This is a genomic window from Acuticoccus sp. (genome assembly GCF_965213555.1).
Taxonomy (GTDB): Bacteria; Pseudomonadota; Alphaproteobacteria; order Rhizobiales; family Amorphaceae; genus Acuticoccus.
This window is the reverse complement of the sequence record NZ_OZ243890.1, coordinates 194,838-217,088: the sequence shown is the minus strand read 5'-3', so window position 1 is coordinate 217,088 and position 22,251 is coordinate 194,838. Positions and strand designations below refer to the sequence as shown.

General features: G+C 72.4%; 17 protein-coding genes. 12 read left to right on the top strand and 5 right to left on the bottom strand.

Annotation, left to right across the window (positions count from 1 at the left end; genetic code table 11):
• The first annotated feature begins 59 nt into the window (after positions 1–59).
• Positions 60–947 (top strand): methyltransferase domain-containing protein, encoded by an 888-nt coding sequence (locus ACOOE8_RS01235; protein ID WP_420393096.1) that lies wholly within the window; start codon positions 60–62, stop codon positions 945–947.
• Here ACOOE8_RS01235 and ACOOE8_RS01230 read toward each other — a convergent pair.
• Positions 905–1,435: a CAP domain-containing protein gene (locus tag ACOOE8_RS01230; protein WP_420393095.1), complete on the bottom strand. Its 531-nt coding sequence runs from the start codon at positions 1,433–1,435 to the stop codon at positions 905–907. The genes ACOOE8_RS01235 and ACOOE8_RS01230 overlap by 43 nt on opposite strands.
• Positions 1,436–1,455: 20 nt before the next feature.
• Positions 1,456–2,637 carry an FAD-binding domain-containing protein gene (locus tag ACOOE8_RS01225; protein WP_420393094.1) on the bottom strand — a complete coding sequence of 394 codons (1,182 nt, stop codon included), beginning with the start codon at positions 2,635–2,637 and terminating at the stop codon, positions 1,456–1,458.
• Between the two features lie 116 nt (positions 2,638–2,753).
• Between ACOOE8_RS01225 and ACOOE8_RS01220 the strand changes: the two genes are divergently transcribed.
• Positions 2,754–4,190, top strand: coding sequence for a dihydrolipoyl dehydrogenase (locus ACOOE8_RS01220; protein WP_420393093.1), 1,437 nt, complete (start codon positions 2,754–2,756; stop codon positions 4,188–4,190).
• A gap of 121 nt (positions 4,191–4,311) precedes the next feature.
• Here the strand turns inward: ACOOE8_RS01220 and ACOOE8_RS01215 are convergent, their stop codons facing one another.
• The gene (locus tag ACOOE8_RS01215; RefSeq protein ID WP_420393092.1) at positions 4,312–5,871 is read right to left on the bottom strand and encodes a calcium-binding protein; all 1,560 of its coding nucleotides are present in this window, start codon (positions 5,869–5,871) and stop codon (positions 4,312–4,314) included.
• 272 nt (positions 5,872–6,143) lie between these two features.
• On the opposite strand from ACOOE8_RS01215, the gene ACOOE8_RS01210 reads away from it, so the two are divergent.
• The 10 genes from ACOOE8_RS01210 to ACOOE8_RS01165 all read left to right on the top strand — a co-directional run bounded on the left by ACOOE8_RS01210 (position 6,144) and on the right by ACOOE8_RS01165 (position 18,763).
• Complete coding sequence (locus ACOOE8_RS01210; protein ID WP_420393091.1) at positions 6,144–7,037, top strand: D-alanyl-D-alanine carboxypeptidase family protein; 894 nt, start codon at positions 6,144–6,146, stop codon at positions 7,035–7,037.
• Positions 7,038–7,115: 78 nt separating this feature from the next.
• Positions 7,116–10,574, top strand: coding sequence for a bifunctional proline dehydrogenase/L-glutamate gamma-semialdehyde dehydrogenase PutA (putA, locus tag ACOOE8_RS01205; RefSeq protein WP_420393090.1), 3,459 nt, complete (start codon positions 7,116–7,118; stop codon positions 10,572–10,574).
• A 163-nt stretch (positions 10,575–10,737) separates the two neighbouring features.
• Positions 10,738–11,703: a metal ABC transporter solute-binding protein, Zn/Mn family gene (locus ACOOE8_RS01200; RefSeq protein WP_420393089.1), complete on the top strand. Its 966-nt coding sequence runs from the start codon at positions 10,738–10,740 to the stop codon at positions 11,701–11,703.
• Between the two features lie 7 nt (positions 11,704–11,710).
• Positions 11,711–12,499 (top strand): metal ABC transporter ATP-binding protein, encoded by a 789-nt coding sequence (locus ACOOE8_RS01195; protein ID WP_420393088.1) that lies wholly within the window; start codon positions 11,711–11,713, stop codon positions 12,497–12,499.
• Complete coding sequence (locus ACOOE8_RS01190) at positions 12,496–13,764, top strand: metal ABC transporter permease (protein ID WP_420393087.1); 1,269 nt, start codon at positions 12,496–12,498, stop codon at positions 13,762–13,764. Before ACOOE8_RS01195 ends, ACOOE8_RS01190 begins: the two co-directional genes overlap by 4 nt.
• On the top strand, positions 13,764–14,690 hold the full coding sequence (locus tag ACOOE8_RS01185; RefSeq protein ID WP_420393086.1) for a metal ABC transporter permease: 927 nt from the start codon (positions 13,764–13,766) through the stop codon (positions 14,688–14,690). Before ACOOE8_RS01190 ends, ACOOE8_RS01185 begins: the two co-directional genes overlap by 1 nt.
• A gap of 106 nt (positions 14,691–14,796) precedes the next feature.
• Positions 14,797–15,771 (top strand): cyclase family protein, encoded by a 975-nt coding sequence (locus tag ACOOE8_RS01180; protein ID WP_420393085.1) that lies wholly within the window; start codon positions 14,797–14,799, stop codon positions 15,769–15,771.
• 4 nt (positions 15,772–15,775) lie between these two features.
• Positions 15,776–16,906, top strand: coding sequence for a zinc-dependent alcohol dehydrogenase family protein (locus tag ACOOE8_RS01175; RefSeq protein ID WP_420393084.1), 1,131 nt, complete (start codon positions 15,776–15,778; stop codon positions 16,904–16,906).
• 52 nt (positions 16,907–16,958) lie between these two features.
• A complete protein-coding gene (locus ACOOE8_RS01170; RefSeq protein ID WP_420393083.1) occupies positions 16,959–17,753 on the top strand; it encodes a sulfotransferase family 2 domain-containing protein in 795 nt (264 codons plus the stop codon).
• The gene (locus ACOOE8_RS01165) at positions 17,750–18,763 is read left to right on the top strand and encodes a glycosyl transferase family 90 (protein ID WP_420393082.1); all 1,014 of its coding nucleotides are present in this window, start codon (positions 17,750–17,752) and stop codon (positions 18,761–18,763) included. Before ACOOE8_RS01170 ends, ACOOE8_RS01165 begins: the two co-directional genes overlap by 4 nt.
• Here the strand turns inward: ACOOE8_RS01165 and ACOOE8_RS01160 are convergent.
• Both ACOOE8_RS01160 and ACOOE8_RS01155 read right to left on the bottom strand, forming a co-directional pair.
• Positions 18,760–19,269, bottom strand: coding sequence for a sarcosine oxidase subunit gamma (locus ACOOE8_RS01160; protein ID WP_420393081.1), 510 nt, complete (start codon positions 19,267–19,269; stop codon positions 18,760–18,762). The genes ACOOE8_RS01165 and ACOOE8_RS01160 overlap by 4 nt on opposite strands.
• The gene (locus ACOOE8_RS01155; RefSeq protein ID WP_420394588.1) at positions 19,262–22,213 is read right to left on the bottom strand and encodes a sarcosine oxidase subunit alpha family protein; all 2,952 of its coding nucleotides are present in this window, start codon (positions 22,211–22,213) and stop codon (positions 19,262–19,264) included. The genes ACOOE8_RS01160 and ACOOE8_RS01155 overlap by 8 nt, the downstream gene beginning before the upstream one ends.
• Between the last annotated feature and the right edge of the window lie 38 nt (positions 22,214–22,251).

The following is a 22,251-nucleotide window of genomic DNA, read 5'->3' as shown; positions in this document are numbered from 1 at the left end:
AGATGCAAGCTGCGCGCGGGCGGCTGGCACACGCGCGCCGAGCGCCCTAGCTCGGCGCGATGATGTTCGACCGCGCGGTGCTCCGCGACAGGCCCCAGCTCGCCGGGGCGGACTTCCTACACGTCACGGCGGCCCAGGAGATCGTCGAGCGCCTGGCGCTGGTGCGTCGCACGTTCGGCTCGATCCTCGTTGGTGGCCCGTCGACGCCGGCGCTCGCGAGGGTCTGGGGCGACGCCGGCCTCTCTGCGCTGAAGGTCGGGCCGAGCGTTGCGGACCGGCCGGACGTCGTCGCCGACCTTGCGATGCCCTTCGCACGCGCCTTCGACCTCGCGATCTCGATCAACGAGCTGCACCTCGCCGACGATCCGGTGTCGGCGCTCGGCGAGGTGCGCGCAACGCTGCAGCCGGACGGGCTGTTCCTCGGCGCGGTCGCGGCGTCGGGCACCCTCGACGAGCTCCGCGAATCGCTGATCGCGGCAGAGGCCGAGCTGACCGGCGGCGCAACGTTGCGCGTCGCCCCGTTCGGCGACGTACGGCGCTGGGGCGACGGGCTCGCCAAGGCGGGCTTCGCGCTGCCGGTCAGCGACGAGTTGCGCGTCACCGCGCGCTACGACGGGATCGACGGGCTTGTCGCCGACCTTGAGGCGATGGGGCTGCGACGCATCCTCGCCCGCCGCTCGCCGGCACCGCGCCGACTGTTCGCGACGGCCGACGCGATCTACCGGGAACGCTACGCCGACCCGGACGGGCGGGTGCGCGCCACGTTCGCCTTCGCGTTCCTGTCCGGCTGGGCGCCGGACCCGGGCCAGCCGAAGGCGGCCCCGCGGGGCTCGGCCAACGCCAGCCTCGAGGACGCGTTGAAGGCGTTCGGTGGGTCGGAGGCTGCGGCTGTCCGCGGGCAGGCTCAAGCCGCCTCGCTCGGTCGGGCGAGGAGCAGCACCCAGTAGGAGTGGAAGCGGCCCTCGTCGGTCAGGGCAAGGCCGATGCCCATGCGCGTGAGGTCAGGGTTGAGCAGGTTGGCGTTATGCCCCTTCGAGCCCTTCCAGCCGTCCACGGCCATCAGGAGCGTCGGGTACCCGGCGCCAAGGTTCTCGGCGGCACGGTCCGCGTCGTAGCGCGCGGCGCGCAGCCGTCGCGACAGCCCGCCCGACGTATGCATGGCCGTCTTCAACCGGTCGCGCCCTGCGAGCCTGTCCGCGGTGTCCGCCGCGATGCTGCTGAGCACCGGGTCGACGGCGAGCGCCGCCAGCCCGTTCGCAGCGCGGTGGGCGTTGATGAGCCGCGCCGCTTCCCTAGGGTCGACGCTGCGCTCGCGGGCGACCGGCGAGGCGGTGAGCGTCGGCACCTCGCGCCCGTCGAGCCCGAGCCAACCGCAGCCAGAGAGGTTGAGCGCCAACGCGCCGACGAGGAGGAGCCGCATGGTGCTGCGCCTCATGCCAGCCTGGCGCGTGCCGTTCAAGCGGCGACGAGCCTCGGGATCGCCTTCCTCAGCTTGAAGAAGCCGCGGTCCGATTGCTGCCATGCCGGAGGGTCCTCCGGCCGCAGCACGGGGACGAGGCGCACGCCAGCAGAAGAGAGCCCCGGGCGCGCGGCGGCGAGGCGGTCCGCGACCGGACCGACCGGCGCGTAGCTGAAGGCGATGACGTCGGTCCGAGCCTCCCGCGCAGCCGCGACGAGCGCGTCACCGTCGAGCGGCACCGGGGACGGCGCGCCGCAGCGCGCCGCGGCGTCGGCGACGGCGCCGCGGGTGAACGCGAGCACGGTCGGGGCCACCTCGCCGTGCGAGCGGTCCGCAGCCGACACCGTCGCGAGCGCGCCCGCGACGTTCGCGCCGGCGGCGAGGTCCTCGCTGGCGCAGTCCTCCTCGGTGATGAGCCACAGGACCGCGCCATCCGGCACGGGGGGAGGGTCGGGGACGGGACGCAGCGGATGGTCGACCTCCTCGGTGAGGGGAGGTGCCGCGGTGGCGAGCCCCGTCGCTCGAACCCTGCCCTCGGTGTAGCGAGCGATGTTGTCGGCCCGCGCAAGGTAGGTGCGGCCCTTGGTGTGCAGCCCTGCGACCCAGCGCCAGGACAGCGTGTTGGAGGCGGGATCACCATCGACGAGGCGGCGCAGGAAGAGGTCCGCGCCGAGCTCCCAGGGCAGGCGCAGCGTGAAGATCCAGATCGAGGCGAACCACATGCGCGCGTGGTTGTGCAGGTACGCGGTGTCGTCGAGCTCGCGCGCCCAGTGGTCGAACGCGTCGATGCCCGTCTCGCCCGCCTCCGCGGCAGCGAGGTCGCGGGCGAGCGCGCCATCGCGGGCGACGGCCTCACGATGTGCGGCAAGGCGTGCGCGGTAGTGCGACCAGATGGTCGGGCGTCGCTCCAGAAAGCCCTTGAAGTAGGTCCGCCAGTAAACCTCGTTGACGAACTTGTCCGCGGTGGAGAGGGCGTAACGCTCGGTCACCGCGGCGATCACCTCGCGCTCCAGGACGAGCCGGTGGCGCAGGTACGGGCTGAGGCGCGAGACCGAGGTATGGCCATCGGGCCCGCGGTCATGGTTGCGCTCGGCAGCGTAGGCGCGCCCGCTGCGCGGCACGAAGCCCGCGAGGCGAGCCAAGCCCGCCGACCGTGTCGGCTCGAACGTTGCGACCATCCTGCCCTCCTGGCGAAGGGATCATGGAGCCGATGGGCCCGCAGGGCAGCCGGACGCACCGTCGCAACCGGAACCGAAGCCGCGCGCGCGGCTTGTCCGGCCAAGGGAGGACCTTCATGAGCGAACGGACGGTGGACGTCGCGGTGATCGGCGCGGGGACCGCGGGCATGAGCGCGATGCGCATGGCGCGCAAGGCGACGGACAGCGTGCTCCTGATCGAGGAGGGGCCTTACGGCACCACCTGCGCGAGGGTGGGGTGCATGCCCTCCAAGCTCCTCATCGCCGCCGCCGCCGCGGCGCAGCACGCGCGCGGGGCTTCAACCTTCGGCATCGATGTGGGCGAGCCGAAGGTCGATGGGCGCGCCGTCATGGAGCGCGTCCGCACCCTGCGCGACAGGTTCGTCAGCCACGTGCTCGACGGCATCGACGGGCTGCCCCGGGACGCAACGCTGACCGGTCGGGCCCGCTTCGACGGCGACACGCGCCTCCTCGTCGACGTCGACGGCCGCGAGGTCGTGGTGAACGCGAAGGCCGTCGTCATCGCCACTGGCTCCTCCGCGGTGGTGCCCGACACCTTTCGCGCCACCAAGCACGAGACCAGCGACGACGTGTTCGAGTGGACGGACCTTCCCGCGTCCGTCGCGGTGTTCGGCGGCGGCATCATCGGCCTCGAGATCGGACAGGCGCTCTCTCGGCTCGGCGTCAACGTGCGCCTGTTCGGCAAGGATGATGTAGTGGGTCCACTCACCGACGAGGGGGTGCTCGAGGCCGCGCGAGCGCACTTCACCTCCGTGCTCGACTTCGTGCCGGACCACACGCTGCACTCGATCGACGGCGGCTCGCGCGGGGCGACGGTCCGCTACGCTGCCGATGGGCGGGACTTCGCAGCCACCTACGACACGATCCTCGTCACCATCGGCCGTACGCCGAACGTGGCGGACCTCAACCTCGCGTCGACCTCGTTGGAGTTCGACGACGACGGCGTGCCGCGCTACGACCGCTCCAGCGGCCGTTGCGGCGACGCGCCGATCTACATCGCCGGCGACGTGATGAACGACGCGCCGCTCCTCCACGAGGCCGCGGCGACCGGGCGGATCGCGGGGGCCAACTCGGGCTTGGAAGCCCCCCGACCAAACGCCCGCTACGTGCCGCTCACCGTCGTCTACTGCGAGCCGCAGATCGCGATGGTCGGCGAGACGCATCGGGAGCTCATCGCGCGCGGCGCCGCCTTCAGCACCGGCGTCGTGGACTGGTCCGAGCAGGGCCGCGCGATCGTCATGAACGAGGCTGCGGGTCGCGCGCACGTCTACACCGAAAGGGGCAGCTGCCGCGTGCTCGGGGCGGAGATGTTCGGTCCGCGCGCCGAGCACCTCGCCCACACCCTCGCGCTCGCCATGCAGCACGGGATGACCGTGCAAGAGATCATCGCGGCACCGACGTACCACCCGACGTTCGAGGAGGGCCTGCGCTCGGCGCTGGAGCGCTGCCTCAGCGAGCAGGGGCTCGCCGACGCGCCGCTGCCGCACGGGTTGAGCTCGGGCCCCGGCGGCTAGGGCGGTTTGGGGTTGGGTGGAAACCACCCAACCCCAAGAGGACCGCTCTCGATCAACGGGCTAGAACATCTTATCCGGGTCCGAGGAGACCCGGGATCAAACACTTAGTCGTCAGGAACGCTCACGTGAGGAGGTCCTCGAACGAGCTGGTCAGCGTGAAGTCGCTGGGGTCGACGAGGTCCTCGCTCGGCGCGCGGCTCGTGAAGGTGAAGCCGAACAGCTTGACGCGGGCACCCGGTGCGATCGAGGGGTGCGGATCGCCCTCGCCCCACGGGCTGACGAAGAACGTGTCGTCGCCGAAGGTGGCGCCCCACGTGGTGATGACGTCGCGCACGCCGGTCTCGGTGAACGCGAAGTCGAGCCCGTCGAGGTCGCGAAGGGTCCTGTTGCCGGTGTTGGTGATGTAGACCTCGGCCGACCCGCCGTCGTTGAACAGGTCGAACACGGCAACGTCCAGCGCGAAGCTGGCGCGCGCGCTGATGGGACCGGACGGGCCTTCGGGGACGAAGCCGATGGGCCGCAGCGCGTCCGCGTCGATGGCGATGTCCGCCGCGCGGTTCTTCACGGAGAAGCCGAACAGCTCGACCCCGACCTTCGAGTCGACGGAGCGCGGTCCGCTCCCTGAAAGGTCGAACACGCCGTCGGAGTACGTGGCACCATGGGTTCGGTCGGGAAGGACGGCAACGTCGTCCGCCTCGATGAGGCGCACGTCGAGGTCGGCGACGTTGATGATCGGCTGCGTCGTAAGGTTGACCATCGTGACCTCGAACCTCTCGACGAGGTCGGTGCCCTCGTAGGTCGTGCCGACGCTCCGCACCCGCAGCTCGTAGGGGTCGGCCGCTGCATCGGCCCCGCCACTTCGGTTCGGCGCCCATGGCTCGGTGAGCTCGTTCAGCACGTCGTCCTGGGTGAGGAACGCGCCGCGGACGAACACGCGGTCGCCGTCGTTGGTGGCGAGCAGCGTTCCGCTGCCGTCGAATGCCCCGATGCGGCCCGACGCGACGACCGTCAGCGTGCCGGTGAGGTCGACGATCTGGTCCCCTTCGCCGGCGTCATAGTCCTCGATGACGTCGCTGGTGTCGCGGCTGTCGAAGTCCTCCGCGGTGAACAGGAAGGTGTCGGCGTCCTCCTGGCCGACCAGCGTGTCGTTGCCGGCGCCGCCGTGCAGCGTGTCGTTGCCGCGATCGCCCTCCAGGACGTCGCGACCGTCGTCACCCTTCAACCGGTCGTCGCCACGGCCGCCGAGCAGCACGTCGCGGCCCGCACCGCCGTCGATGAAGTCCGACCCGGCGCGGGCGACGACGCGGTCGTTGCCGTCGCGCGCCAGTATGACGTCCGCGCCCTGCGACCCGGCGAGCCGACCGCCATCGTCGTCGCCGATCACCCAGGCGTCGCGAAAGCCGCCGGTCGCCTCGATGTCCTGCACCGCGTGGCGCACCTCGCGCACATCGAGCTGCTTGGTCCCGTCGTCGATCGGCGCCTCGCGCAGCTGGGCGAGCAGGAAGCGCAGCACCTCTGCGTCCACCGGAGCGTCGGTCCCAATGTCGATCGTGCGCATGGATGCAAGCTCACGCAGGAACACGGCGAAATCGTTCGCTGCAATCTCGTCCGAGATGTCCCTGACGATGTAGCCACCGTCCGCGTTGAACGAAGTCGTCGTGAAAGAGCCAGCTCGCGCCATGATGATCCTCGATTGGAATGATGCAACACGCTCTGCAATCTATGGCTGAAGGACGCGCCTTTGATTTACCGCACATCTGACTGGAATGCGAGCCCTTGACGTTGATCGCACGGAATGACTTCAGGCGAGCGACGGCCGAGCGTCCGGTGGTGGCGCGGCATCCCTGCAACGTGTGCGCACATTTGCGGTGCAGCAGCGACGCCGACGAACACGGACCTGGCGACAGGCCCGGCGCTTCGCGGCTAACGTGCGCGCACAGTTGGGAATTCCTGATGCGTCGCTGGTTACTCGCCGCCGCTGCGGCACTCGTCGCGGGCTGCTCGTCCGCTCCGCCCGTCGAGCAGGCGGCGCCGATCGGGTTGCAAGAGCCGATCGGTGCGGCGGCGGCACCGATCGAGACACCAGCGGTCACGCCGCGCGCCTACGCTGCCGTCGTGATCGATGGGCGGTCGGGCAGGGTGCTGCACGAGGCGAACGGATCGAGCCTGCGCTACCCGGCCTCGCTCACCAAGATGATGACGCTCTACCTCCTGTTCGAGGAGCTCGACGCCGGCCGCCTATCGCGCGGGTCCTCGCTTGCGGTGAGCGAGGAGGCAGCGAGCCGGCCGTCGGCCCGCCTCGGCCTCAAGGCAGGCTCCCGCATCACCGCCGACACCGCGGCGCGTGCGCTTGCCGTGCGCTCGGCCAACGACGTCGCCGTCGTCGTCGCCGAGGAGCTTGCCGGCTCGGAGGAGGCGTTCGCGCGACGCATGACGCAGAAGGCGCGCGCGCTCGGCATGTCGCGCACCACCTTCGTCAACGCGTCGGGACTGCCCGACCCCCGCCAAGTGACGACAGCGCGCGACATGGCGGTCCTCGGCAGGGCGTTGTCGGACGACTTTCCAAGCTGGTACACCTACTTCGCGACGCGCAGCCTCACCCACAACGGCCGCACTTGGACGAACACCAACCGCCTGCTCGCCCAGCTCGATGGGGTCGACGGCATCAAGACCGGCTACATCCGCGCGTCGGGCTACAACCTGGTCGCCTCCGTGCGGCGCGGCGGCAAGCACGTCATCGCCGTGGTGATCGGGGGTCGCAGCGGTGCCGCGCGCAACGCCCGGATGACCGAGCTCGTCGAGACCTACCTTCCCAAGGCCTCGCGCCGCGGCCGGTTCGGCTTCTGACGAACAGCGTCGCGCGCCCCTCGCGTTGCCGCATCGCCGACGCGATATTTTTGGGCGTGCAGTTGGGAGGGCACGGCCATGACTGAGCTCGATCACGCCCGCGCGGCCGTCCGCGCGGCCACCTTGGCGGACGAGGCGGAGCTGCTGCGCGGCCTCGAGGCGACGGCGCGGCTCGACGAGGTCACGCGCGCGGCCGTGTCCCGTCGCGCCGCGGGCTGGGTGCGCCGTGTGCGCGAGGACGCCTCGCCGGGGCTCATGGAGACGTTCCTCGCCGAGTACGGCCTGTCGACCGACGAGGGCATCGCGCTCATGTGCCTTGCCGAGGCGCTGCTGCGCGTGCCGGACGGGCACACCATCGACGCGCTCATCGAGGACAAGATCGCACCGTCGGACTGGGGCCGGCACCTCGGCCGGTCGTCCTCGTCCCTGGTCAACGCCTCCACCTGGGCGCTCCTCCTCACCGGCCGCGTGCTCGCCGACGATGGCGAGCGTGGCGTTTTGGGGGCGCTGCGCGGCGCGCTGAGGCGCCTCGGCGAGCCGGTCATCCGCGTCGCGGTGGGGGAGGCGATGCGGCGGCTCGGCCGCCAGTTCGTCCTCGGCGAGACCATCGAGGAGGCCATGCGCCGGGCCGCCGACATGGAGGCGGTCGGTTACACGTACTCCTACGACATGTTGGGCGAGGCGGCGCGCACCCACGACGACGCGGCGCGCTATCGCGTGGCGTACGAGGAGGCCACCTCGGCGCTCGCCGAGCGGGCCGACCCCGCCGCCTCGGCCGAGGCGAACCCCGGCATCTCCATCAAGCTCTCCGCGCTTCATCCGCGGTACGAGACGGCGCACCGGGAGACGTGCGTCCCCGCGCTCGTCGAGGTCGTGAGGGGGCTCGCGAGGCAGGCGGCACGGGCGAACCTTGGCCTCAACATCGACGCTGAGGAGCAGGACCGCCTCGACCTCTCCCTCGACGTCATCGAGCGCGTGACCGCCGACCCAGCGCTCGCCGGGTGGGAGGGCTTCGGCGTCGTCGTCCAGGCCTATGGTCGGCGCGCGCTCCCCGTCGTCGACTGGCTTGACGCCCTCGCGCGGTCGACCGGCCGGCGCATCATGGTCCGCCTGGTGAAGGGGGCGTACTGGGACAGCGAGATCAAGCGCGCGCAGGTCGTCGGCACCGAGAGCTTCCCGGTGTTCACCCGCAAGGCGGGCTCCGACGTCTCCTACCTTGCCTGCGCGCGCGCGCTCCTCGACCGCGCGCCGCGGCTCTACCCGCAGTTCGCGACGCACAACGCGCACACCGTCGCCGCGGTGCTCGCGATGGCCGGACGCGACACGAGGTTCGAGCTGCAGCGCCTGCACGGCATGGGCGAGGCGCTGCACGAGGTCGTGCGGCGCGATGCCGAGGTGCCGTGCCGGATCTACGCCCCGGTGGGCGCGCACGAGGACCTCCTCGCCTACCTCGTGCGGCGCCTCCTGGAGAACGGCGCGAACTCCTCGTTCGCGAACCAGATCGTGGACGCTCGCTTGTCCGCCGAGGCCGTGGCGCGCGATCCGTTCGCCGCGCTCGGCGAGGCCCCGCCGGTCAATCGGCGGCTGAGGCAGCCGCCGGAGCTCTTCGGCCAGGCCCGACGGAACGCCGCCGGCTGGGACCTTGCCGACCCCGTCGGCCTCGCCGCGTTCGAGGCGGCGCGGGCGCCGTGGCGGAAGGCGACGTGGCACGCGGAGCCGCTCACCGCCATCGACGTCGCCACGCAGGAGGCGCGCAGCCTCGTCAACCCGGCGCGCCCCGACGACGTCGTCGGCACCGTCGCCGAGCTCGAGCCCAGCGCGGCGCAGCAGGTCGTCGATGCCGCGGCGGCCGGCGTCGGTTGGGCGGCTCCGGACGAGCGCGCGCGCATGCTGCGGCGTGCGGCGGACGTTTACGAGGCGCACGCCGGCGAGGTGTTCGCGCTCGTCGCCCGCGAGGCCGGCAAGACCCCGGCCGACGCGGTCGCCGAGCTGCGCGAGGCCGTCGACTTCCTGCGGTACTATGCCGGCGAGGCGGAACGGCTGGCGCCCGAGCCCGCAGGCGTCGCGCTCGCCATCGCGCCGTGGAACTTCCCGCTCGCGATCTTCACCGGCGAGGTCGCCGCCGCGCTCGCCGCGGGCAATGCCGTCGTCGCAAAGCCCGCGGAGCAGACGCCGCTCGTCGCCGCGCTCGCGACGCGCCTCCTCCATGATGCGGGCGTGCCGCGCGCTGCGCTGCAGCTCGCGCCCGGCGGCGGCGCGGTGGGGGCGGCGCTCGCCTCGTGCCGTGGGATCGCAGCGTTGGCCTTCACCGGCTCGACGGCGACGGCAAGGTCCATCGACCGCGCGCTCGCCGAGCACTCCCCCGACGCCGTGCTCGTCGCCGAGACCGGCGGGCTCAACGCGATGATCGTCGATTCCACCGCGTTGCCCGAGCAGGCGGTGCGCGACATCGTCACCTCAGCGTTCCAGAGTGCGGGCCAGCGCTGCTCGGCGCTGCGCATGCTCTACGTGCAGCGCGACGTCGCTGAGCGCGTGATGACGATGCTGCGTGGCGCCATGGCGACGCTGTGCGTGAGCGACCCGTGGCACGCCTCCACCGACATGGGGCCGGTCATCGACGCTGCGGCCAAAAAGGCGATCGACGCGCACCTCGTCGCGCACGGCATCGCGCCGTCCGCGGACGGGCTCTTCGTCCCGCCGACCGTCATCGAACTCGACGGCATCGAGGCGCTGGACAAGGAGGTGTTCGGTCCGGTCCTGCACGTTGCGACCTTCGAGGCGGACGCCATCGACGACGTCGTCGCCGCGGTGAACGCCAAGGGCTACGGGCTGACCTTCGGCCTGCACAGCCGCATCGACGACCGCGTGGAGGCCATCGTAAGCCGGGTGCGGGTGGGCAACATCTACGTCAACCGCAACCAGGTCGGCGCCGTCGTCGGCTCGCAGCCGTTCGGCGGGGAGGGCCTGTCGGGCACGGGGCCGAAGGCTGGTGGGCCGCACATCGTGGCGCGGCTCTCGCGGCGCGCCGTGCGCCGTCTGCCGGCCGACCGCGGGCCGGCCGCCCAAGAGGGGGCGGTCCAGCGCGCACTCGCTGCAGCGCGCCCGACGGGCGGGGTCTTGTCGGTGACGGACCTGCCGGGGCCGACGGGTGAATCGAACCGATTGTCGACGGTCCCGCGCGGCACCGTCCTGTGCCTCGGGCCAACCCTTGCCCAGGCCGAGGCACAGGCCCGCGCCGCCGCGGCGGACGGCAACGCGACGGTGTTTGTGGCGCCGCGCGCCGCGGGGCCCGGCACCGTGTCCGGCATCCTCGACCCCGAAGCGCTCACGCGGCTCGCCGGCATCGATGCCGTGGCCTTCGAGGGTGAGGACGTGGCATCCGTCCGCCGCGCCCTCGCCGCGCGCGAGGGTCCGATCGTCCCCGTGGTCGCGGCCACCGACGAGGTGGTCCTCGAGCGGCACCTGTGCATCGACACCGCGGCGGCAGGCGGCAACGCGCGGCTCATGTCCTCCACGGAGGACGACGTCGCTGCCTGAACCCATCGGACCAGGGTCCGCGGTCTTCCTCCCGTGCCCGTTCATGCGCCGCCTGTGCCTGGCGTCTCGGGCGGCCCAAGGGCGGACGCGTTGATCGGATGCGAATGCTTCTCATATACGCCTTCGCGGGCGCCACCATCGTCGCCCGTGCAGAGGAGCCCCGATGCCGAGCCTGACCCGCCGCTTCGTCCTGTCGATCGTCGCGCTCCTGCCCGTTGCCGCGGCGGCGCCGGGCGCATCGGCGCAAGACCCGCTCGAGGTGGTCGCGACGACCTCGATGATCGCCGACGCGGCCCGCGCGGTGGGGGGCGAGGCGGTCACGGTGCGCGCGCTCATGGGACCGGGCGTCGATCCCCACGCCTACCGCGCCACCCGCACGGACATCGCCGCGATGACCCGCGCCGACCTCGTGCTCCACCACGGCCTCTTCCTCGAGGCGCAGATGGAGGACTTCCTGGCAACGCTCGCCCGGCGCAAGGACGTGGTTGCCGTCGCCGAGGCGCTGCCCCGAGAGGCGCTCGTCGCCCACGACGCCTACGCCGGGCGGCTCGATCCCCACGTGTGGATGGACCCCCGGCTCTGGGTGCAGGTGGTCGAGCGTGTTGCGGACGCGCTCGTCGAGGCGCTGCCGTCGCAGGAGGCGCGCCTGCGGGCCAACGCCGCCGACTACCTTGGGGAGATCGAGCGCGTCGCTGCCTACGCCGATGAGGTGCTTGGGACGGTGCCGCCCGCGCGGCGCGTCCTCGTCACCGCTCACGACGCGTTCCAGTACTTCGGCCGCGCCTACGGCTACGAGGTTCGGGGTATCCAGGGCATCTCCACGGAGAGCGAGGCAGGGCTGCGGCGCATCGAGGATCTCGTCGACCTGCTCGTGGAGCGCGACGTCGGCGCCGTGTTCGTGGAGAGCTCGGTGTCGGATCGCAACGTGCGCGCGCTCGCCGAGGGCGCAGCGGCGCGCGGCCGCGACGTCGCGATCGGCGGCGAGCTCTACTCCGACGCCATGGGCGAGCCGGGCACGTACGAGGGCACCTACGTTGGCATGATCGACCACAACGCGACGACGATCGCCCGCGCGCTCGGCGGCGAGGCGCCGGCCGGCGGCTTCTCCGGCCAGCTCGTCGAGGGCTGAGCACACCGTGGACGCGCGTCCGCTCCTGCCATCCAACGAGCCTGACGTCGCGTCGAGCCCGCTCGCGGTGCGCGGGCTCACGGTCTCCTACGGCGAGAAGCCCGCGCTGTTCTCGGTGGACGCGACGTTCCCGCCGGCGGCGATGAGCGCCATCGTCGGTCCGAACGGCGCCGGCAAGTCGACGCTGCTCAAGGCCGCGCTCGGCATCGTGCCGCGCCTGTCCGGCACTGTCACGGTGTTCGGCGAGCCGCTCGCGCGGGCGCGATCGCGAATAGCCTACGTGCCCCAGCGCGCGAGCGTCGACTGGGACTTCCCGGCGCGGGTGATGGACGTCGTCCTCATGGGGCTCTACGGCGAGCTCGGTTTCCTCGGCCGCGTGAAGGCGCAGCACCGTGCGCGGGCGACCGACGCCCTCGACCGCGTCGGGATGGCGGACTTCGCGGATCGCCAGATCGGCCAGCTCTCGGGCGGCCAGCAACAGCGCGTCTTCCTCGCCCGTGCGCTCGTGCAGGACGCCGCGCTCACCCTGCTCGACGAACCGTTCGCCGGCGTCGACGCCGCCACCGAGCGCGCCATCGTGGCGGTGCTGAAGACGTTGAAGGCCGACGAGAAGGCGGTGGTCGCCGTCCACCACGACCTGTCGACGGTGCCCGACACGTTCGACCACGTGCTCCTCGTCAACGTGCGTCGCATGGCCGAGGGCCCCGTCGCCACCGCCTTCACCGCCGAGGCGCTGCAGGCGACCTACGGCGGGCGGCTCGCCGTGGCGCAGCTCGACCGGGTCGCTCCGCGGTGAGCGACGGCGACCTCGCCCGTGCCGCGGTCGCCGGCGGCGCGGTGGTCGCCCTGGGGCTCCTCCTCGCGTTCGGCCTGCCCGGCGGCTACAACACGACGCTCGTCGCGGTGGGCGCGACGCTCCTCGGCGCCGCCGCCGGGGCGAGCGGCACCTTTTTGGTGCTGCGCCAGCGGGCGCTGGTGTCGGACGCGGTGGCGCACGCGACGCTGCCCGGCGTCGGCCTTGCGTTCGTCGTCATGGTCGCCCTCGGCGGCGACGGGCGCAGCCTCGCCGGGCTGATCGCAGGCTCCGCGCTCTCTGCGACGCTCGGCCTCCTGGCGGTGAACGCCATGGCGCGGCGCACCCGGCTCGCCGAGGATGCCGCCATCGGCGCGGTCCTGTCGGTCTTCTTCGGGCTGGGCATCGTCCTCCTCACGGTGATCCAGACCATGTCGTCGGGGCGGCAGGCGGGGCTCGAGGACTTCCTGCTCGGCTCCACGGCCGGGATGCTGTTCGCCGACGCCGTCCTCATCGCCGTCGGTGGCGGCGCGGCGGCGCTCGCGACCGTCCTCCTTCGCAGGCCGATGACCATCGTCGCCTTCGACCCGCAGTACGCTGCCTCCCGCGGCATCCCCGTGGCGCGCGTCGACCTCGCGGTGATGGGCATCGTCATGATGGTGACGGTGGTCGGGCTGAAGCTCGTCGGCCTCGTCCTCATCGTGGCGCTCCTCATCATTCCGCCGGTGGCGGCACGGTTTTGGACCGAGCGGGCCCACGACGTCCTGTGGATCGCTGCGCTCATCGGCGGCGCGTCCGGAGCCATAGGCGCCGCGCTGTCGGCCTCGGCGCGGGGCCTGCCGGCGGGGCCGATCATCGTCCTCGTCGCAACGGCGATCTTCCTCGCCTCCCTCTTCCTCGCGCCGACGCGGGGCGTGCTGGCGGCCGTGGTCGCACGCCGGCGCTTCGCCACTCGGGTTCACCGCCGTCAGGGCCTCCTCGCCATGGCCCGTCGGGAGCCGATCCACGACACGATGACCCTCGCCGTCCTGTCCCGCGAAGGGCTGATCCGGCCAGACGGGGTACCGACGGACCCGGGGCGAGCGCTCGCCGCGAGGGCGGCGCACGACGAGCGACGCTGGGCGGCGGCGCGGCGCATCCACCAGGACACGGCGCTGCCCGGGCGCTACGACGGGCTCACCCCCATCGAGGCCGTGCTGACGCCGGACGAGATCACCGAGGTGGACCGCCACCTCGGCAGCCGCACGCCCGCGGGGCAGCCGAGCTGATGGGCAGCGAGTTCGTCCAGCTCAGCCTCACGCCGATCCTCATCGGCGTGCTCGCCGCCGTCGCCTGCGCGGTGCCCGGCAACTTCCTCATCCTCCGGCGCCAAGCGCTGATCGGCGACGCGATCAGCCACGTCGTGCTGCCCGGCATCGTCGTCGCCTTCCTGGTGACGGGTACGATCGCGTCCGTACCCATGATGCTCGGTGCCGCCGCCGCCGCCGTCGTCGCCGTCGCGATGATCGAGGCGATCAAGCGGTTCGGCCGAATCGATCCGGGCGCGGCGATGGGCGTCACCTTCACCGCGCTGTTCGCGGCCGGCGTGCTCCTGTTGGAACGCAGCGACACCTCCGGCGTCCACCTCGACGTGGAGCACGCGCTGATGGGCAACCTCGAGAGCCTCATCTGGTTCGCCGCCGACGGATGGAGCTCGCTCCTCGATCCCGCCGCGCTCGCCGAGCTGCCCGTCGAGCTGCCACGCATCGCCGTCGTCTGCGCCATCGTCATCGCGGCGACCGCGCTCGCGTGGCGACCCCTCGCCATCGCGACCTTCGACGAGGCGTTCGCGGCGGCGCAGGGCATCCGCACAGGCCTCCTCGGCTTCGGCCTCGTCGTCGCCGCGGCGATGGCTGCGGTGGCAGCGTTCGACGCGGTCGGCTCCATCATCGTCATCGCGATGTTCATCTGCCCGCCCGCCGCCGCGCGGCTGATGACGAACCACCTCCTGCGACAGGTCCTGTGGAGCGTCGCGTTCGCCGCCCTGTCCGCGGTCCTCGGCTACGTGGTCGCCGGCTACGGTCCGCTCTGGCTCGGCGCCGCCGATGCGGTGAGCGCCGCCGGGATGATCGCCACCGTGTCGGGGGCGATCCTCGCCCTTGCGTGCGTGTTCGGTCCGTGTCGTCACCGCGCCGGGGCTGCCGCTGGAACGTGAGCCGCCGCGTCCCGTTGCGCTGGGGCGCTGCGGCGCTACCATGGCGCGAACCGGTCCCGTACGGCGCCGTTGCGCCGTCCGTCGGAGACCGGACGGGAGGGACGCCATGATCGACAAGAACGCGGTGATCGCTGCGGCGCTGAGCCTCGGCATCGCTAGCCCGGCGCTCGCGCAGACCGCTTCGGAGCCCGCGAGCGAGCCGAGCGAGCTGCAGCAGCGCGCCTGCCACGAGCGCTTTGGCCCGGACGACGAGGTCGGCGCAGCGAACCTTCTGACGCCTGCGATGGCTCAGGAGGCCGCCTCGCTCGTGACCGAGGGCAAGGTCTATTCCCTCGGGGTGGAGACCAACGCGGAGACGCCCGCCTACGGCACGCGCAAGTTCCAGCTCGTCGTCATGCCTGGTGCCGCCGGGGGCGCGACGACCGGGGACACCAAGCTCGTGTCCAACGACGACGTCATCGTCGGCTACGCCGGCATCGGCTCGCAGCTCGACGGGCTCGGCCACATCGGCATCGACAACATGTACTACAACTGCAACCCAGGCTCGGAGATCGTCGCAGCCGCCGGGCTCAAGAAGCTCGGCATCGAGAACGTGCCGAACCTCGTCACCCGCGGCGTCGTGCTCGACATGACGGACCACTTCGGCGTCGACATGCTGGAGGCCGGCACCGCGTTCAACCGCGAGGAGATACAGGCCCAGGCCGAGAAGCAGGGTGTGGAGATCGGCGAGGGCGACGTCGTCCTGTTCCACACCGGCTGGCTCGAGGTCGCGGACGATCGCGAGCGCTTTCTGAAGGGCGAGCCCGGCCTTGGCGTCGACGGCGCGCACTGGCTCGTCGAGCAGAACGTCGTCGCTGTGGGCTCGGACTCTTGGGGGCTCGAGGTGGTGCCGTTCGAGGAGGGCACCGGCGTCTTCGAGGTGCACCAAGTCCTGCTGACCGAGAACGGAGTCTACATCCTAGAGAACATGAACGTCGGCCCGCTCGTCGAGGACGGGGTGTCGGAGTTCATGTTCGTGCTCGGCCACGCCAAGCTGACCGGCGGCGTGCAGTCGATCATCAACCCGACCGCAATCCGCTAGGCCCGTGCAGACCCGCGCCGCGATCCTTTCCGCGTTCCCGGCTGAGCGACCCTACGCCGCCTCGCGACCGCTGTCGGTGGAGACGGTCGACCTCGCCGATCCCGGTCCCGGCGAGGTGCTGGTGCGGGTGGTGGCGGCGGGGCTGTGCCACTCGGACCTCTCCGTCATCAACGGCGACCGGCCGCGGCCGATGCCGATGGCGCTGGGCCACGAGGCGGCGGGCATCGTGGAGCGGCTCGGGGAGGGCGTCGGCGACCTTGCGGTGGGCGACCACGTCGTCATGGTGTTCGTGCCCTCCTGCGGGGGCTGCGCGCCTTGCGTGGAGGGACGGCCTGCGCTGTGCGAGCCGGGCGCGGCGGCGAACACCGCGGGGACGCTGCTGTCCGGCGCGGTCCGCCTGTCGCGCGGCGGCGCGGCGGTGCACCATCACGTCGGCGTCTCGGCATTCGCGGACCTTGCCGTCGTCTCGCGCCGCTCGCTGGTCAAGGTTGACCCCGAGATGCCGCTGGACCGCGTTGCGCTGTTCGGCTGCGCGGTCCTCACCGGCGTCGGCGCCGTGGTCAACACCGGCGAGGCGCGCGCCGGGGAGAGCGTCGCGGTGGTCGGCCTCGGCGGGGTCGGGCTTGCCGCGGTGCTCGGCGCCGTGGCTTCTGGCGCGGCCGAGGTCATCGCGCTCGACGTCAACCCCGACAAGCTCGCGCTCGCGACGTCCCTCGGCGCCACCGCAGCCTACGACCCGCGCTCCGAGGACACCGTCGGCACGGTGCGCGAGGCGACGCGCGGCGGCGTTCACCTCGCGGTGGAGACCGCCGGCGTCGCTGCCGCCTTCAAGACCGCCTACGACGTCACCCGCCGCGGCGGGCGCACCGTCACCGCGAGCCTGCCGAACCCCTCCGTCATGATGCCGACCACCCAGCTCAGCCTGGTCGCGGAGGAGCGCACGGTGCGCGGTTCCTACCTCGGCGGCGGCGTCCCGTCCCGCGACATCGCCCGCTACATGGCGCTGAACGCCGCCGGCCGCCTGCCGGTGGAGCGACTCCACACTGGGACGGACCCCCTGGAGCGCATCAACGAGGGCTTCGACGCGCTCGCCGACGGGGCCACGGTGCGCCGCCTCATCGCCATCGCCGGCTAGCTCGACTATAGAGCGAGCTCGTCCTACCGTCCGCCCGCAGCGGATTGTTCCCATGCCCCCCGATGACACGGTCTACGTCCACCTTCATGTGCCGAAGTGCGCTGGCACGTCGCTCAACAAGCTGATGAAGCGCCGGTTCGGCGATCGCGTGCTCACCGGCGACGATCCCGCCAAGGTCGCTGCCTTCGAAGCCATGAGCAACGCCGAGCGCGACGCCGCTTACGACTGCGTCGCGGGACACTTCCCTTGGGGCGTGCACGAGAAGTTCGGCCGTCCCGTGCGCACCTTCTCCGTGGTGCGCGAGCCGGTGTCGCGGGTGTGCAGCTACTTCAACTTTCTGCACTTGTGGCGCCAGCATCCCTCCCACGAGATGATGGCCCGCACGCTGACCGACCTCAGCGACCTCACGCCGGAATGGCTGCGCGGCCGTCCGGGCCTGCGTCAGCAGTGGTCCAACTTCGCGTGCCGCGCCTACGCCGGCCGCGGGGTCAACGCCGACACCTACGGCGCGGCCGAGCGGCAGGTGGTGGACGCGATGCGGGACGGTCGCCTCGTCGTCGGCCCGTTGCAGCTCGTGGTGGACTGGCTGCGCGAGGAGGGCGTCATCGGACCGGACGACGCACCGGGCCACGACAACCGCAGCCGCGACCATCCCGTCACGAGCGCGTTTGTGTGGGCCTCGCCGGAGACGCTGAGCCCGCGCGCCCACGCCCTCATCGCGCGGCGCAACCGGCTGGACGCCGCGCTCCTCGAGGCGATCGGCTGGACGAACTTCGTGCTCGGCCGGGCCGAGCGGCCGGCCGATGCGGGCGTCGTCGAGGGAGCCCAACGCCGTGAGGCCGCGTGAGGGGTCCGCCGGCGGACGTCGCGGCCGGCCCTTCCGAGCGCCGCCGCGCCGCCTGTCTTGCCAACCTCCCGCAGATCGTCTCCGGCACGTACCTGCCCGATGCGGGGCCGCGTTGCCTCCTTGCGCATCCGGGGATGACGCCGGCCGAGGCGGACGCCGCCATCGCCGCCCGCTTCCCAGGGTTCAACGAACGCCAACGCGCGAACCAGTTCCGCGAGTTCGTCGAGCCGCTCATCGCTTCGTTCCGCCGCATCGGCGCGGACGTCCCGTTCCTTGTGGTCCTCGGCGACAACACGCGGCTGCCACCGGTGCCGGCGTTCTGCCGCACGCGCCCCATCGCGCACCGGCAGAACGCGATCCTGGGCCGCCTCGGCTGGGTCCGCCACTTCGCGCCCGTCGCTAAGGTCGACGGCCTGGACGTGCCGTGGCGCGAGAAGGCGGACCGGCTCGTCTGGCGCGGAGCGACCACGGGCCGCTTCGTGGACCGCCCCGGCGCGGCCGAGCGCGGCAGCCGCTCGTTCGTTCCTGCCGTGCTGCAGCGCACCGACGATCGGCGCATCGACATCGGCTTCTCGGAGGTCGTCCAACTCACGGCGCAGACCACCGCCGTGCCACTCCCGTTGGTCAAGCGCTGCGTGCGGCCGACGCTCACCGTCGCCGAGCAGCTCCGTGCAAGGTACCTGTTGGCGCTCGAAGGCAACGAGGTCGCCTCCGGGCTAAGGTGGATGCTCTACTCCAACTCGGTCGTCCTGATGCCACGACCCACCTACGAGAGCTGGGCCTGCGAAGGCCTTCTGGAGCCCTTCGTGCACTACGTCCCCGTGCGTCCCAACCTGTCGGACCTCGAGCAGGTCCTCGGCTGGTGCCGGGAGCACGACGACGCCTGCGAGGCGATCGCACGCAACGGGCGTGCGTTCATGGCCCCGTTCTGGGACGAGCCCGCCGACCTCGCCCTCGCCGACGCGATCTCCACCGAGTACGCCCGGCGCATCCGGATCGTGACGGGTTAGGGGAGGGCGCGGTTCGCCGCGGCGAGGACGTCGCGCACGAACGGGGCGAACGAGCGCCACACGTCGACGTCGATGCGGTCCGGCCAGCGCCACAGGACGACGGTGACGCCCTCGAACACGGTGCGGGCACCGCGGCCGGGCGGCATCCGCGCAAGGTCCCGTGGGCAGCCGTAGGCGAGGAGCTCGGCCGCGCGGGCCCCTTCGACGGACAGCGTCACCTCTCGGTCCGAGACGTCGACCAAGGCGGTGCCGGCCACCGTCGCCAGCGCCGCCCCGATGGCCGGGCCGTCGTCGCGCGCGCCGTGCACCGCCCACTCGTCCGGCCCGAGGCACAGCGTTCGGCGCGCGCCGGCCTCGGCGATGCGGCCGACCTTGTCCTCCAGGCCAACGCGCAGCGCGGTGGCGGCAGCCATGCGCTCGGCGGGTCGCGCTCGTAGGCTGAAACGGGCGACCGCCGGCAGCTCGCGCACCGGGACGGGGCCGCTCATGAGCGCGGCGTCAGCCATCGAGGCGGGTCCCGTCGGGGTCGAGCGCGACGGTCGGCACGACGGTGACCGCGTGGGTGCGGGCCTCCATCGGCACGAACAGGCGCTCGCCCGCGCGCCGGTGCCCCCCCTCCACCAGCGCGAGCGCGATGGAGCGACCCACCGCGTCGCTCCCGTAGGCGGACGTGACGTGGCCGATCATCCGTGCGGGGACCTTCGCCGCAGGATCAGCGACGACCTGCGCGCCCTCTTCAAGGACCACCGATGGGTCCTGCGTGGCGAGGCCGACGAGCTGGCGCCGGTCGGGCTTCACCATGCCCGGCCGGGCGAGAGCACGCATGCCGACGAAGTCCGCCTTCTTCCTGCCGATGGCCCACGACAGCCCAGCGTCGTGGGGCGTCACGGTGCCGTCGGTGTCCTGGCCGACGATGATGTAGCCCTTCTCGGCACGCATCACGTGCATCGCCTCGGTGCCGTAGACCGTCGCGCCGTGCGCCTCGCCCGCAGCGACCAGCGCCTGCCACACGGCAAGACCGGCGCCGGACGGCACGTTGACCTCGAAGCCCACCTCGCCGGTGAAGCTCACGCGAAACAGCCTCGCCGGCACGCCACAGACCCGGCACGTCGCGACGGACATGTGGGCGAACGCGTCCGCCGCGAGGTCGAGGCCCTCGACGTGCGGCGCGAGGATGCCGCGCGCCCGCGGGCCGTTGACGGCGATGGTCGCCCAGTGCTCGGTCGTGGAGGTGAGCCACACGTCGAGCCCGGACCACTCGGTCTGGAGGTAGTCCTCCATGGTGGCGAGCACCCGCGCCGCGCCGCCCGTCGTGGTGGTGACGTGGAAGCGGTCCTCGCCGAGGCGCGCGATGACGCCGTCGTCGCGGATGAACCCGTCGTCGCCGAGCAACAGCGCGTAGCGGCAACGGCCGACGCCGAGCTTCAGCAGCGGGTTCGTGTACATCCGGTTGAGGAACTCGGCGGCGTCCGGGCCGACGACCTCGATCTTGCCGAGCGTCGAGGCGTCGAACAGCCCGGCCGCCGCGCGCGTCGTGCGGCACTCGCGCGCCACGGCCTCATCCATCGTCTCGCCGTCCCGCGGGAAGTGGCGCGCGCGGCGCCACTGGCCGACGGGCTCGAAGACCGCGCCGCGCGCCTCGGCCCACGGATCGATGACCGTCCTTCGCTCGGGGTCGAACGTGGCACCGCGGCGTATCCCCGCGAGCGTGGCGAACGTCGTCGGCGTGTAGGGCGGGCGGAACGTCGTGAGGCCCACCTCGGGGGGGTTTACCCCCAGCGCGTCCGCGGCGATGACGAGCCCGTTGAGGCCGGACAGCTTGCCCTGGTCCGTCGCCATCCCGTTGGTCGTGTAACGCTTGACGTGCTCGATGGAGCGCATGCCCTCGGTGACGGCGAGGCGGATGTCGCGCACCGTCACGTCGTTCTGGAAGTCGACGAACGCCTTCTTCGCCGGGCGGTCGGAGGGCAGCGCGCTGGACGCGTCCCCGCCGCCCTCGTGGTCGTACTCGACCTTGAGCGGCGAGGCGGACGCCCTGAAGCCCGCATCGGTCGCGGCGTCCGCCCCCGCCTGAGCGCCCTCCGTGAGTGCCGCAGCGAGGCCCCACGCGCCCCCGTTGGCGCCGGCGACGCGGCACGCCTCCGTCGGCCGGTCCGGCAGGAAGCGCGCGCCGTCCCAGCGCACGGTGCCGCGGGTGTGGGACCACAGGTGCAGCGTAGGGGTCCATCCGCCCGACATCAGGAGCGCGTCGCAGGGGACCCACCGCGCCGATCCGCCGGCCAGAAGGCGCACGGCCGAGACGCGGTGCCTGCCGCGCGTCGCGGTCGGCACCGCGTTGGTCAGCACCTCGATGCCGTGCTCGCTCGCCTGCGCCAGCAACCACTCCGGCACCGCCGCCCGCATGTCGGCGACGAGCGTGGCGACGCCGGCGTCGGCGAGGTCGAACGCGGCGTGCCAGGCGCTGTTGTGGGTCGTGGCGACGACGACGCGCCTGCCGACGAGGACGCCGTAGCGGTTGAGGTACGTCTGCGCCGCCCCGGCCAGCATGACGCCGGGGCGGTCGTTGCCGTCGAACACCAGCGGCCGCTCGATGCCGCCTTGGGCGAGGACGACACGGGTTGCTCGCACGCGCCAAAGCAGCTCGCGCGGCACTCCGTCGGGGGGTGCGGCGAGGTGGTCCGTGCGGCGCTCGACGAGGCCGACCATGTTCTCGTGGTCGTAGGCGATCGCGGTGGTGCGGTTCAGCACGGTGACGTTGGCGAGCGTGGCGAGCTCGGCGGCGGCGCGATCGACGAAGTCGAAGGCTGGCGCCCCGTCGATGGTCGCGGACGGCGTCGCCAAGAGGCTGCCGCCGAGCTCGGACCCCTCGTCGGCCAGGATCACGCGGGCGCCGGAGCGCCCCGCCGCGAGCGCCGCGGCGAGCCCCGCGGGACCCGCGCCGACGACGAGCACGTCGCAGTGCGCGTAGCATGCGGCGTAGCTGTCGGGATCGCGCTCCCTCGGCGCGCGGCCGAGCCCCGCGGCGCGCCGGATCAGCGGCTCGTAGACCCGGTCCCAGAAGCTGCCCGGCCACATGAAGGTCTTGTAGTAGAACCCTGCCCCCAACAGGGGAGAGAGGCGGTCGTTCACTACGCCGAGGTCGTGGCGTAGGGACGGCCAGCGGTTCTGGCTCGTCACCTCGAGGCCGTCCACCGCCTCCTGCACCGTGGCCCGCACGTTCGGCGTGAAGCGTCCCCCACCGCGCGCGACGCCGACCAGCGCGTTCGGCTCCTCCGAACCCGCGGTCAGGATGCCGCGCGGCCTGTGGTACTTGAACGAGCGGCCGACGAGGTGAAGCCCGTTCGCGAGCAGGGCCGACGCGATGGTGTCGCCGGCGAACGCATCGATGGGCGCGCCGTCGAAGGTGAAGCGTACGGCACGGCCGGCATCGACGCGTCCGCGACCGAGCACGCGGAACCGCTGCGCGCGCGCCGGCTCGGCTCGCTCGC